Origin of the sequence: Bacillus capparidis, assembly GCF_017832095.1 — a bacterium.
Classification (GTDB): domain Bacteria; phylum Bacillota; class Bacilli; order Bacillales; family Bacillaceae; genus Bacillus; species Bacillus gobiensis.
In genome coordinates this window covers 551371-564578 of record NZ_JAFDST010000001.1, presented here as the reverse complement: position 1 = coordinate 564578, position 13208 = coordinate 551371, and the positions used below count along the sequence as shown (strand labels likewise).

The window sequence follows — 13208 nt, the reverse complement described above, 5'->3', positions numbered from 1 at the left end:
TTGTGAATGAAACCTTATTTAGCGTATTCCACAGCTCTTGTTTCCCTAATCACAGTCACTTTTATGTGGCCTGGGTAATCAAGCTCATCCTCAATTCGTTTACGAATATCTCTCGCTAATCGGTGAGCTTCCAAATCATTAATGGAATCAGGTTTTACCATGATTCTTACTTCCCGGCCAGCTTGGATCGCGAAAGATTTTTCAACACCTTCATAGGATTCAGATATTTCTTCCAGCTTCTCCAGTCTGCGAATATAGTTTTCAAGCGTCTCGCTTCTTGCACCCGGACGAGCTGCAGATAAAGCATCGGCAGCAGCCACCAGAACAGAAATAATTGATGTTGGCTCTTGGTCGCCGTGGTGGGAAGCAATACTGTTAATCACGACAGGATGCTCTTTATATTTGCTTGCAAGCTCGACACCGATTTCCACATGGCTTCCTTCCACTTCATGGTCAATCGCTTTACCGATATCGTGAAGCAGGCCTGCCCTTTTGGCAAGTGTGGTATCTTCACCAAGCTCTGCAGCCATAAGACCTGTCAAAAATGCAACTTCCATGCTGTGCTTCAGAACGTTTTGGCCATAGCTTGTACGGAATTTTAAACGGCCGAGAATTTTAATCAAATCAGGGTGAAGTCCGTGAACCCCCACCTCAAACGTGGTTTGCTCACCCATTTCCCGAATATAATCGTCGACTTCACGCCGGGATTTTTCGACCATTTCTTCAATTCGTGCAGGGTGGATTCGTCCATCCTGTACTAGCTTATCTAGAGCAATCCTCGCTGTTTCACGTCTGATTGGATCAAATCCAGAAAGTATGACAGCTTCTGGAGTATCGTCAATAATGAGGTCAATTCCAGTTAATGTTTCTAATGTACGGATATTACGCCCTTCACGGCCAATAATACGTCCTTTCATCTCGTCATTCGGAAGATTAACAACTGAAACCGTCGTTTCTGCCACGTGATCAGCAGCACAGCGCTGAAGTGCCAAAGAAAGTATGCTTTTTGCTTTTTTGTCTGCTTCTTCTTTCGCTCGGTTTTCAGTTTCTTTCGACATGATTGCGATGTCATGGGAAAGCTCGCTTTCAACCCGATCCAGAATGATTTGTTTTGCTTCATCTCGAGTTAAACTAGAGACACGTTCCAGCTCCAATTGCTGCATGCGTATCATCTCATCCACTTTGCTTTCCATCTCTTCAATATGTTGTTGTCGTTCATTTAGAGAATCGTCTTTCTTCTCTAACATCGCTTCGCGTTTATCTAACGCATCTTGCTTTCGGTCAAGGTTTTCTTCTTTTTGAAGCAATCGGTTTTCTTGCTTCAGAAGTTCGTTCCTTCTTTCTCTAACTTCTTGCTCAGCATCTACCCGAAACTTGTGTATATCATCTTTTGCCTCGAGGAGCGCTTCTTTTTTCAAAGCTTCTGCATCACGCTTTGCGTCTGCTACAATTTGTTCCGCAGCAGTTCGCGCACCTGCAATTTTCGCTTCGGCAATGGTTTTTCGAACAAAATAGCCAACAACTAAACAGAATAGGCCCAGCAAAATGGAGATGAGAATAAATTGCCAATTCATACTTTCACCTCCTCTTGCTATGAACTTGCTTCTTGCTAAAAATAAAAGTGGTGATTACTGATTTCAGGTCACACCTTGAGCGAATGAAATCATTCACTGCCCTTTTCATTTTTCAATATTTTACCAATCATGTTAATAAAATAAGTGACACACACTTATTGTAAGTGTTGAGTGAAATACTTGTCAAGCCCGCCGTCTAAGCCTTTTCACTCAAAAATGAATGTAACGTTTTTTGCTCGTTCTTCCTTCCCGGTTTGGTCATCAGGAAACACAACAGGTAAATCATGCACTTAATATACGTTGTTCCCTTTGACATGAGTTTTTAGACATAAAAAAAGATGCATCAGCGCATCTTTTTTCACTTTAGATTTCAAGTTCTTCTTGTTCTTCATCCTTCGGAGCAACGCCGGTATCGAGGCCGTAATGCTCGCGGATTTGCTCCTGGATCATCAGAAGAACGTCTTTATTTTCTTTTAAAAATTGCTTGGCGTTTTCTCTTCCTTGACCCAGGCGCTCTTCCTGATATGAGTACCAGGATCCGCTTTTTTGGACAATATCAAGCTCTGTACCGAGGTCAATGATCTCGCCTTCTTTCGAAATACCTTCACCGTACATAATATCAACCTCTGCTGTACGGAACGGAGGAGCTACTTTGTTCTTTACAACTTTAATTTTTGTTTTGTTACCCATGACGTCATTGCCTTGCTTCAGCTGCTCGGCACGGCGCACTTCAAGGCGTACAGATGAATAAAATTTTAAAGCTCTTCCTCCCGGAGTCGTTTCCGGGTTACCGAACATAACGCCAACCTTCTCACGAATCTGGTTGATGAAAACAGCGATTGTTTTCGATTTGTTAATAGCGCCGGAGAGCTTGCGCAACGCTTGGGACATCAGTCTCGCCTGCAGACCGACATGTGAGTCGCCCATATCTCCTTCAATCTCAGCTTTCGGCACGAGTGCGGCCACGGAATCGATGACGACGATATCAATAGCACCGCTTCGAACGAGCGCTTCCGCTATCTCGAGCGCCTGCTCGCCGGTATCCGGCTGGGAAAGAAGCAGATCGTCTATATTTACGCCTAAATTTTGGGCATAAGAAGGATCAAGCGCGTGCTCAGCATCAATAAACGCAGCTTGTCCTCCCTGCTGCTGCACTTCTGCAATGGCATGCAGGGCCACAGTTGTTTTACCTGAGCTTTCAGGTCCATAAACTTCGATGATTCTCCCACGCGGATACCCGCCTACTCCAAGAGCGGTGTCCAGCGTAAGAGAGCCGCTTGGCACGGTTGAAATCTTTCTCTCAGTTTGTTCACCGAGCTTCATAATGGAACCTTTTCCAAATTGCTTTTCTATTTGCTTAAGAGCCATATCAAGGGCTGCCTGACGATCACTCATAATTGTTTCCTCCTTTATCATTACCGCTACATATACTATACCTTGTTTGCGAGGATTTGCCAAGAAAAAAGCGAACGCATATTCGATTTTTTTAAGAATAAAAGTGTTGCAAAACAGAGAAATGGCTTTAGGAAAAATTGTAATTCTCCTAATAAAAAGGCTTCAAAAATTAAAATCAGCCTCTACTCATTCATTTTCAAGTTCCTTTAAAAGCAGGTAGCTTCCGTATTTGGCAGACCTTTTTCGAATTCCCGACCTCGTTCCAGCAAAAATAAACTCAAATGACAATACCTGCTTTCCAGTAATAGCGATTCCGATAAAAACCTTGCCTGGCGGATGGCCTTCTTGGGAATCAGGACCAGCCACTCCGGTAAAGCTGATTCCAATATCGCTCCCGGATACGCTTTTTATCCCCGCAGCAAGCTCTTTCGCACATTCTGCACTTACAGCCCCGTGATGCCTGAGTGTTTGTTCAGACACTCCGACAACAGAGTTCTTCATCTCATTTGTATAGCATACAACGCTCCCTTTAAAAAAACTTGAGACTCCGCTGATATTCGTAATTCCTTCAGAAAAAAGCCCCCCGGTAAAGCTTTCTGCAGCTGAAAGGCTCAACCCTTTTTCCCTGCATGCCTTAACAAGCTCACCAACAAGAGAAGTATCATCGTATCCATAAAAATACTCGCCTACACGATCCATGATTTTTGCTTCTGCTTCTTCAAGCAATCGCTTTGTTTCATCCTGATCAGCATGCTTGGCCGTCAAACGGAGAGTGACCTCCCCATCTGCGGCAAGAGGAGCGATCGTAGGATTCGTTTGAGAATCAATGATATCTTCCAAATCTGTTTCAAGCTGAGATTCGCCAATTCCAAAAAAAACGGAGAACCTTAGAGACAATCTTTTCATTGTGCCCAAATTTTTCAAGCAAGAGCGGGATAGCTTCCTGCTCTACCATCGGCTTCATCTCGCTAGGCGGTCCGGGAAGAAGCATATAAAAACAGCCATTGCTTTCTAAAAGCATTCCCGGAGCCATGCCGAATCGATTCACCAGTACATCAGATCCCTCAAGAACAAGTGCTTGCTTACGGTTGTTCGGTGACATCATTCGGTTCGTTTTGGCAAAATACCTTTCTATCGAAGCCATAGCTTCATCATTAATCACCAGCGGGCGGCCGATAATTTCAGCAATTGTTTCCTTTGTCAGGTCATCCTTTGTCGGTCCCAGCCCCCCGGTAAAAATAAGAAAATCGGAGCGCTCTTGGGCCGTTTTAATGACTTGCTTGAGCCGGGATACATTGTCTCCTACGACGGTATGGTAAAACATGTTTACACCGATTTCCGCCAGCTGCTTGCTGATAAACTGGGCATTCGTATTCGCAATCTGCCCGAGTAAAAGTTCCGAGCCGACAGCGATAATTTCAGCATTCTTTTCAATCTTCAATTCAACCACTCCCATTAATCTGACGTTTTAAGAGCGTCCCAATTTTTCGCAAAATAGTCCCAACCGGAAATGACTGTGAAAAACACAGCTACCCAAAGAGCCAAAGTGCCAAACGGAAAGGAAATCAGTTCAAATGGGAGGTTATGTAAGAGCAGCGCAGATACAGCAATGATTTGTGCCCACGTTTTAATTTTTCCCAACATATTGGCAGCAACGACTTCTCCTGTCCCTGCAAGCACAAGCCTAAGTCCGGTGACAGCAAATTCTCTGCTGATAATGACAATTACCATCCATGCAGGCGCTAATCCAATTTGTACCAAAATAATCAATGCAGCAGAAACGAGAAGCTTGTCAGCTAAAGGATCGAGAAATTTCCCGAAATTCGTAACCATATTCAGTTTTCTTGCGTAATAACCGTCGACCCAATCTGTAGTTGAAGCAATAATAAACAGAATGGCTCCTGCAAGATGCGCAGTCTGTATACTTTCATTTCCAATCTGCACCTGGCCAAAATCCAGCGGAGCCAGCATGAAGATCATAAAGATTGGAATAAGTGCAATTCTGGAAAGTGTTATTTTATTTGGGAGATTGAACATTTTTTTCCTCCATCATATGAAAAAGTCATCTTCGGTGATTTCAAGATGACTTTTCCTCCTTTTTATTTATTATCTTTATATTTTGAGTTATAGCTTCATTTGGATTTAATTTGTAAGAGACAGTTTTCCCATTCACTTTCAATTCGATTCCCGGCGTATAGCCAAGGCGCAAATCAACTTCTGCCTGATCGGAAATATCATGAGAAAAAGATTTTCCTTTAGAAAGCTCTCCGGCCTGAAGCTCCTTTCCTGCCTCATCACGAACGCGGACCCAAGAGCTTTCTTTAGCAATCACTTCTAATTTAAGTGATTCCGCTCCTGTTACTTCATAAGTGGTTGTCGTACCTTCCGAGCCTACTGCAGAAATATTCAATTCCGGCTTCTTGTTTTCCGTAGTAGATGCAGCAGAATCATTTGATTCCTGGTTTGTTGTCTTTTCTGATTGGGTTTCACCGTCTTTTTGCTTTTTTTCTGCATCAGTTAGCGGAGAATCATCAGAAACAGCGTACTCACTTTTTTCAGTATTTGGAGATGTATTATTAGGAGGAGACTGAGATTGATTTCCTCCCAAAATTAATATATAAAAGATTGCCGCAACGACGATCACACCTAAAATGACAAGAATGGTAGGCAATGCCCCCATGAATTTAGAGGCTGATTTTGGCAGCTCCTTTTTAGCGGGCATTTGTGAAATCTTCTCTGATACTTCGTCCGTTTGCGTACTTGGAACATCCTTTTTATACTCATCGAACAAAAGATCGGAATCTAGCCCGACAGTTTCTGAGTATTGCTTAATGAATGCTCGTACATAAAACTTTCCTGGGATGACATCGTAGTTTCCTTCTTCAATCGCCACTAAATACCGCTTTTGTATTTTCGTGGTCCCCTGAAGATCCTCAAGAGTCATTCCTTGTTCCTCTCTGGCCTCTTTTAGCCGTAGTCCTAATTCAGTCAAAACTACACCCTCCATTTTAGAAATCAAAGCCGGATAATCCCGATTGGTCAAACATTTGAGATTCTTCGGCATTTTCGTATGTAATTACTTCGTCATCATGATTGCGAAGCTCAATAATATAATCAAAGTCATCCATCGTATATTCCGTATTCTGTACGAAAATATCGGGATGTTCAACCACCTTGGTCGCCGGCAATTGCATAATTTCTCTGAGAAGCTGAAGGTGTCGTTCAGAACCCCTTCTGGTCGAGACAATCCCATCCACGATGAAGACATTTTCTGTACTGTATTCGTCTGCAATGAGCTGGCTTCGAATCGTCTGCTTTAATAGAGTTGATGAAACAAAAAGCCACCGCTTGCTTGCACAAACGCTTGAAGCAACAATCGATTCCGTTTTTCCGACTCGAGGCATACCGCGGATGCCAATTAGCTTGTGGCCGTCTTTTTTAAAAAGCTCAGCCATAAAATCAACTAATAAGCCCAGTTCATCTCTAACGAACCGAAACGTTTTTTTATCGTCTGCATCCCTCTGAATATAGCGCCCGTGTCTGACGGCTAATCGATCTCGAAGCTTTGGCTCCCTTAGCTTTGTCACTCTAATTGTATCCATTGTATTTAAAATCGATTCCAATCGCTTGATTTGATCCATGTGGCTGCATCTGAGCAAGAGGCCCCTTCTGGACAAATCAACACCATTGATCGTTACAATATTAATTGAAAGCATGCCAAGCAATGAAGAAATATCTCCAAGCAGCCCTGGACGATTGACTTGAATTTCATATTCGAAGTACCATTCAAGCTTTGTCAAACGACAAACCCCCTACATTGTGGCAAAATTTCACTCCTCTTAATCATAAATCATTTTTGCGGATTAAGAAAGTCTTATGTGCAGGTAAACGAAAAAAAGAGAGGATTCCCTCTCTTTTTTTAGTGGGTACTGTTATTTTCAACAAGTTTTACCATGATTTTTGCGATTGCTCTTTGTTCATCTTCAGAGGCAACACTCCATAGATCGGCAAGAACTTTCTCCTGCTGGTTCTGTGAATCAACCTGATTCGCTAAGTACCCGCCAATTTCAAAGGCTAAATCTGAAATGGTTTCATCAGACATTCCTCTTTCATGAGCAAAGTTAATTCTGTCACCTAAAAAGCTTTTCCAGCTGTCCCAGTTGTCTAATACAGACATAGCTGCCCCTCCTTTTTAATTATCTTACGATGGTAGTGTGTCCTGACAATTTCGTTTTCATTCACTTTTTAGCAAAGCCATCCGCCGTTTGCCGAGAGAATTTGTCCGGTCACATAAGAGGATTTTTCAGATAGCAAAAATTCAACACAGCCAGCGATTTCGTTCGGCTTACCGAGCCTTCCCATCGGAATTTCTTCAGACATCATACGGATTTCCTCATCTGAAAACTGTTCATTCATGGCAGTGTTGATTGCGCCTGGCGCCACCGCATTGACACGGATTCCGCTTGGTGCCAATTCTTTGGCGAGAGCTTTTACAAATGAATGCTGCGCACCCTTTGCCATACTGTACAGCACCTCACACGCAGCACCGGTTTCTCCCCAAATCGAGCTGATGACAACGATGCTTCCTTTTTTTCTTGATATCATTGGCGGCAGAAGATTTCGTATTAACTTAAAAGGAGAGGAGACGTGAATATGTATCATTTCTTCAACGAGTTCATCTGTCATGTCTGTGATAAGCCCGATTCTGCTGATTCCGCTGGTTAACACAATAGCATCTAGCGGAGTCGTGATTTCATCAGAGATCCGATTCACCTCTGTTTTGCTTGAAAAATCACATTGGATTAGAGTTGCAGACACATCGAATTGCTTATTCAATTTTTCAGCCAGCCGGCTGGCAGCCTGATGGTTTTGATGATAATGTAAATAAAGATTATAGTTGTTTTCCGCAAGGGATTCCGCCACACGCTGTCCGATTCCTCCGCTTGCACCGGTAACGAGAGCCGCTTTCTTCATGTTCTAAAAACCCCGCTTTCTTTTTTCTATCCATCATACGGGAAAACCATCCCTCTTGGCGAAGGATGGCTATTTAGGGACCACTTTACAAACCGTGATTCTGTTCTCAGAAAATTCCTCATCGGCAATTTTCATAATATCTGAAAGCTTAATCCGTTCAAGGAATTGGACAACTTCTAGAAGATTCATTTGACTAAAGGCATATCTCGTAAATTGATTAGCGATATATTCCGGTGAATTCATTGCTTTTAAAAACTGTCCGATTTTCTTCTTTCGAGCCAATTCCATTTTTTGTTCGCTCACAATGGATGATGCTTTCAGCAAAGTTTCTTGCAGAGCGCTTGCCAGTTCGTCCGGAGAATCGGTATCCCCTCCGACAGACACGAAGCCAAATCCATACTCTTCGGTGTAATCATAGCTGAATGTCTCGTCAATCAATCCTTTTTCGTAAAGCTCTTCATAGTTGGAAGAGCTCTTGCCGAACAAGCATTCAAGCAGCAAATTCATTGCCAGCTCATGGGTAAGCAGCTCATCTCCTTGTTTGAATGGATTTTTCGCTTTTACTCCAACTAAGCATTTGGATCGCTGCACACTCATTTTAATTTCATTTACTTTTTTTATAACATGGTCGGGATCTTTAATATCCTTTCTGGCGATTTCCGGCTGATCCGTAAAAGGTTTCTTCTCTTGATTTTCCCTGACCTGTGTAATAATTGCCTCAGGATCTACCGGACCAACGACAAACAACAGCATGTTGCTCGGATGATAAAACGTGTTGTAGCATTCGTACAGCAAATCTTTTGTAATATGAGAAATGCTTTCTACTGTTCCGGCGATATCAATTTTAACAGGATGCTCTTCATACATATTCTGGATCAAACCGAAAAACAGCCGCCAATCAGGATTATCCTCATACATGTGAATTTCCTGTCCGATAATCCCTTTTTCTTTTTCTACCGTTTTTTCTGTGAAGTAAGGATCTTGAACAAAGTCGATCAATGTTTCCAGATTGCGCTCGACATTTGAGGTGCTTGAAAACAAATAAGCGGTCCGTGTAAAGGAAGTAAACGCGTTGGCTGAAGCGCCATGCTTGCTAAATTGCTGAAAAACATCGCCATCTTCCTTCTCAAATAGCTTGTGCTCAAGAAAATGAGCGATCCCATCCGGCACATGGATCATCTCGTTTTTTTGCAGCGGGACAAACTGATTGTCAATAGATCCGTACTTCGTAGTAAATGTGGCATATGTTTTGTTAAATCCGGTTTTAGGAAGTACATACACCTCAAGACCGGTTTTCATTTTTTCGTGATATAAGGTTTCCTGAAGCTGTTCAAATGTCTCGGTTTTCATTTTAAGCTTCTCCCTCCGATCCCTTTAAAAAATAGGTGGTATCGAGCTCGATTTTTGCGGCTGCTTGAACGATTTCATCTTTTGTCACACGTTCAATGGCTTCAAGAATGTCTTCAACGCTTTTTTCTTCATGTGCTGCAGCCTGCTGATACAAAAGCTCTGTAACACCATGAGAGGTATCCAGCGTTTCAAGCATCTGATTTTTGATGACGGCCTTCGTTTGGGCAATTTCATCTTCCGAAAAATCCCCATTTTTCATCGCCTGAAACTGTTCTTGAATAATGGTGACGGCTTTTTCGTAATTTTTCACTTCAATTCCCGACATCACCATTAAAAGTCCTTTAAAGCTTTCGACACGGGATGCTGCATAGTAGGCAAGGCTTTCCTTTTCCCTGACATTAATGAATAGCTTTGAATGGGAAAATCCGCCGAACAGTCCATTGAAAACTTGGAGTGCCGGATAATCTTCATCGCCGTAATGAATGTTTGTTCTGTAGCCAATGTTTAATTTTCCTTGCTTGACATCTGAATCTTCAATAACTTCCTTAGGCTCTTGCCCGCCTTTGGCCTCGGCTGCCTGAAATAAGCGGTTCTCTCTGTCTTTAGTCTGGAAAAATTTTTCCGTCAGGTTTTGAACCTGCTGCTCGTCGATGTCCCCTACGATGTACAGATCTAGCTGATCCTCATGCAAAGCTTTTTGATACGCATCGTACAAATCTTGCTCTGTAATCTGTTCAACATCTTCAAGTTCTCCATTGACGTGTAGGGCATATGGTTCATCCTTGCACATTTCCTGCACGAGACGTAAATTTGAGTATCTCATTTTATCATCGAATACCGCTTGAATTCTTTGTTTCATCGTTCGTTTTTCCTGAGAGACATAGTGGGCGGAGAATGTATCGTTTTCCAGACCAGGGATGAAGATTATTTCTGAAAAAAGCTGCATGGCTTTTTCAAGAAGCGGCGTTTGGTCGGATAAAAACTTTTCATTCGCCACTTCCATCCGAAAGGAAATGACATGCTGTTCCCCTTTTTTCGTTAGATCCACAGAAAAAGTGGCCCCATATAACGTATCTAAGTATGCTTGGATGTCCGATGTTTTCGGATAGTTCTTCGTGCCTCTTTGAAGCACATAAGGAAATAGCGCCCGTTTCGTCACCGTCTCTTTTTGCAAAGGCGCAAGCATTTTAAAAGTTACAGTTATCGTTTTAAATTTTTCTGTTTTTATGAAATGAGCAGTTAAGCCGTTTTGTTTATGCTTCGTTTCAGTTAAGCCTTTCAATGTATGACCTCCTTTTGCTATTCTTTAATCATATGTAGAAAGATTGGTATAAATCGCTAATCCGCTTATGAATGTCATTATACCAATTGAAAAAAAATTAGGGAAACAAAAGCCCTGACTTGTTTTAGTCCGAAAAACATGAAAGCAGCAACTTCCTGTCTATTGTGTCTGCTCTATAAACAAAATATGTATGTGGTAAAGAAAAACCACAGATCACTTTAGTTTACATAATAATATTATTCAACACTAAAATAACACCCGCCAAATTGGCGGGTGTTTTGTTTAAGAAGAAAGCTCTTCATATTTTTCTTTTGATAAAAGGACTTCCCTCGGCTTGCTGCCTTCATAAGGACCGACGACTCCCCGATCCTCCATATAGTCAATTAACCTTGCAGCCCGAGTGTATCCGATTCTGAATCGTCTTTGCAGCATAGATACTGACGCCGTCTGCATACCGACGACCAGCTCAACTGCTTCATCATATAAATCATCTGATACTTCTGCTTGCGGTTCAGAAACTTCATCAGGAATCATTTCCTCCTGATATTGTGCTTTTTGCTGTGTGATCACATAATCCACGATTTTTTCTACTTCTTCGTCAGACAAAAACGCCCCTTGTACCCGTACCGGTTTATTTGCCCCGACCGGAAGGAACAGCATGTCCCCGCGGCCCAGAAGCTTTTCCGCGCCGCCCATATCGAGAATGGTCCTTGAATCAATTTGAGAGGAAACGCTAAATGCAATCCGTGAAGGAATATTCGCTTTAATGACCCCTGTAATGACATCAACAGAAGGACGTTGAGTCGCGATAATCATATGGATTCCGGCTGCCCTTGCCATTTGCGACAGTCTTGTTATGCTGTCCTCCACATCGGATGAAGCCACCATCATTAAGTCGGCGAGCTCATCGACGATCACAACGATATATGGAAGCTCCGCCTGCATAGCGCCTTCTTCCTGATTGCTTCTTTTGATATAGTCGTTAAAGCCTTCGATATTACGCGTACCGGTATGTGAAAACAATTCATATCTTCGCTCCATCTCGTTAACGACCTTTTTCAGCGCTTGTGAAGCTTTTTTCGGATCGGTCACGACCGGCGCAAGAAGATGCGGAATTCCATTGTACACGTTAAGCTCAACCATTTTTGGGTCAATCATCATCAGCTTCACTTCATGCGGCTTCGCTCTCATAAGAATGCTGATGATAATTCCATTTACGCAAACGCTTTTTCCGCTTCCGGTCGCGCCTGCAACGAGTAAATGAGGCATTTTGTTTAACTCGGCAAGCACCGCTTCACCGGAAATATTACGACCAAGCCCAATCAAAAGCTTGGCGTCCGGCCGGTCATTGAGCTTGGATTCCAGCACCTCCCGCAAGGAAACCATCGCAACTTCAGCATTCGGTACCTCGATTCCAATTGCTGATTTTCCCGGAATCGGCGCTTCAATCCGGATATCCTTCGCAGCAAGGGCAAGAGCCAAATCATCGCTTAAATTAACGATTTTGCTTACTTTTACACCTACATCCGGGTAAACTTCATACTTTGTCACCGCTGGTCCAAGATGAACTTGAGTCACTTTTGCCTTAACTCCGAAGCTTTGAAACGTCCGCTCAAGCTTTCTTGCATTCTCATAAATATTTTTCTTATCCGTTAGCTGGCCGGAATGAGCCGGCTGGGAAAGAGACTCAATCGAGGGAAGATGGTAATCCTTGTTTTCCGGTTCAGAAAACGTAATGGCTACATTTTCATTTGCAGGAGATTCACCTGATTCTTCTGTTTTGTTTTTTGCTGCGGGTGCTTTTTGCCCGGAGCCAGGTTGTTCATCCTCAGGAATTTCAGATTGAAAATCATCCCGATCAGAAAAGCTTGAGATGATGGGCTCACTGTGAACCGGCTGAGATGGTTCCGGCTCCCAGGCGTCTTCAACATCTTTTTCTTCAGCGGGCTTTTTCCGGACCTTCTGTTTTTTTGCAGATTTCGTTTTTGAAGATTTTGCACCTGCCCGGAGCTGCTTTAGATCATCGATAAAAGAAGACCATTGGTTCTGGAAAAAACGGAACACCGGACCGCCAAATTTTTTCAGCATCTCCTGCAGGGATCTGTCAGTAATCAGGACAATCCCGATCAAGATAAGCAAAATCGCCACCAGACGCGATCCAAATGAAGCAAACAGGAAATACGAGGCGGCAAATAAAACGGCGCCGATCATGCCGCCACCGAGATCTGCTTGTCCCCGTTGTCCTTTTAATTCCTCACTAAACAGCTCCCATGTTACCCTGATTACACTCGGAGAATGCATGCCATTTGCCGCATTTTGAAAAAGCATAATGTGAGAGAGCAAGAGTATACTTGCAATGATGCAATAAACCCCAGCTTTTCTCCTCGTAAAAAACGTTGGGGTTTTTTTCTTCCAAAATACTGAAACACCAATTAAAAATAAAGAAATAAGACAAAGGATAAACCATTCGCCCATAAAAAAACGGAACAAATAAACAAACGTATTGCCGACGACTCCAAGTTGAAGAACGGCAATAATCGAAATTGCGATACATAATAAGCCATATAGCTCATATTTAATCGATAATTTCTTCACCGATTTTTTTTTTGACCTGCGTTTTGTTTTTGCCAATC

Annotated in this window: 10 protein-coding genes and 1 pseudogene; all 11 read right to left on the bottom strand. The window is 42.7% G+C overall.

Features of this window, described 5'->3' with window-relative positions:
• Positions 1-14 precede the first annotated feature (14 nt).
• The gene (gene rny / locus JOC74_RS02805) at positions 15-1574 is read right to left on the bottom strand and encodes a ribonuclease Y (protein ID WP_053602868.1); all 1560 of its coding nucleotides are present in this window, start codon (positions 1572-1574) and stop codon (positions 15-17) included.
• A gap of 363 nt (positions 1575-1937) precedes the next feature.
• Complete coding sequence (gene recA / locus JOC74_RS02800; protein ID WP_053602867.1) at positions 1938-2969, bottom strand: recombinase RecA; 1032 nt, start codon at positions 2967-2969, stop codon at positions 1938-1940.
• A 186-nt stretch (positions 2970-3155) separates the two neighbouring features.
• Positions 3156-4410: pseudogene (locus tag JOC74_RS02795) on the bottom strand (competence/damage-inducible protein A).
• A 14-nt stretch (positions 4411-4424) separates the two neighbouring features.
• Entirely contained in the window at positions 4425-5006 is a 582-nt protein-coding gene (gene pgsA, locus JOC74_RS02790) for a CDP-diacylglycerol--glycerol-3-phosphate 3-phosphatidyltransferase (protein WP_053602865.1), read from the bottom strand.
• A 40-nt stretch (positions 5007-5046) separates the two neighbouring features.
• Entirely contained in the window at positions 5047-5961 is a 915-nt protein-coding gene (locus tag JOC74_RS02785) for a helix-turn-helix domain-containing protein (protein WP_053602864.1), read from the bottom strand.
• Between the two features lie 16 nt (positions 5962-5977).
• Complete coding sequence (locus JOC74_RS02780; protein ID WP_053602863.1) at positions 5978-6769, bottom strand: DUF3388 domain-containing protein; 792 nt, start codon at positions 6767-6769, stop codon at positions 5978-5980.
• Between the two features lie 119 nt (positions 6770-6888).
• Complete coding sequence (locus JOC74_RS02775) at positions 6889-7146, bottom strand: DUF3243 domain-containing protein (RefSeq protein ID WP_053602862.1); 258 nt, start codon at positions 7144-7146, stop codon at positions 6889-6891.
• Positions 7147-7214: 68 nt separating this feature from the next.
• The gene (gene ymfI, locus JOC74_RS02770) at positions 7215-7943 is read right to left on the bottom strand and encodes an elongation factor P 5-aminopentanone reductase (protein WP_053602861.1); all 729 of its coding nucleotides are present in this window, start codon (positions 7941-7943) and stop codon (positions 7215-7217) included.
• 69 nt (positions 7944-8012) lie between these two features.
• On the bottom strand, positions 8013-9293 hold the full coding sequence (yfmH, locus tag JOC74_RS02765; protein ID WP_053602860.1) for an EF-P 5-aminopentanol modification-associated protein YfmH: 1281 nt from the start codon (positions 9291-9293) through the stop codon (positions 8013-8015).
• A 1-nt stretch (position 9294) separates the two neighbouring features.
• The gene (gene yfmF / locus JOC74_RS02760) at positions 9295-10575 is read right to left on the bottom strand and encodes an EF-P 5-aminopentanol modification-associated protein YfmF (protein ID WP_053602859.1); all 1281 of its coding nucleotides are present in this window, start codon (positions 10573-10575) and stop codon (positions 9295-9297) included.
• A gap of 282 nt (positions 10576-10857) precedes the next feature.
• Positions 10858-13206, bottom strand: coding sequence for a DNA translocase FtsK (locus JOC74_RS02755; RefSeq protein WP_053602858.1), 2349 nt, complete (start codon positions 13204-13206; stop codon positions 10858-10860).
• Positions 13207-13208: the final 2 nt, after the last annotated feature.

Coding starts and splice junctions, on each gene's coding strand:
- rny (WP_053602868.1), bottom strand. CDS start 1,574: ATGAATTGGCAATTTATTCTCATCTCCATTTTGCTGGGCCTATTCTGT.
- ymfI (WP_053602861.1), bottom strand. CDS start 7,943: ATGAAGAAAGCGGCTCTCGTTACCGGTGCAAGCGGAGGAATCGGACAG.
- recA (WP_053602867.1), bottom strand. CDS start 2,969: ATGAGTGATCGTCAGGCAGCCCTTGATATGGCTCTTAAGCAAATAGAA.
- JOC74_RS02775 (WP_053602862.1), bottom strand. CDS start 7,146: ATGTCTGTATTAGACAACTGGGACAGCTGGAAAAGCTTTTTAGGTGAC.
- pgsA (WP_053602865.1), bottom strand. CDS start 5,006: ATGTTCAATCTCCCAAATAAAATAACACTTTCCAGAATTGCACTTATT.
- yfmH (WP_053602860.1), bottom strand. CDS start 9,293: ATGAAAACCGAGACATTTGAACAGCTTCAGGAAACCTTATATCACGAA.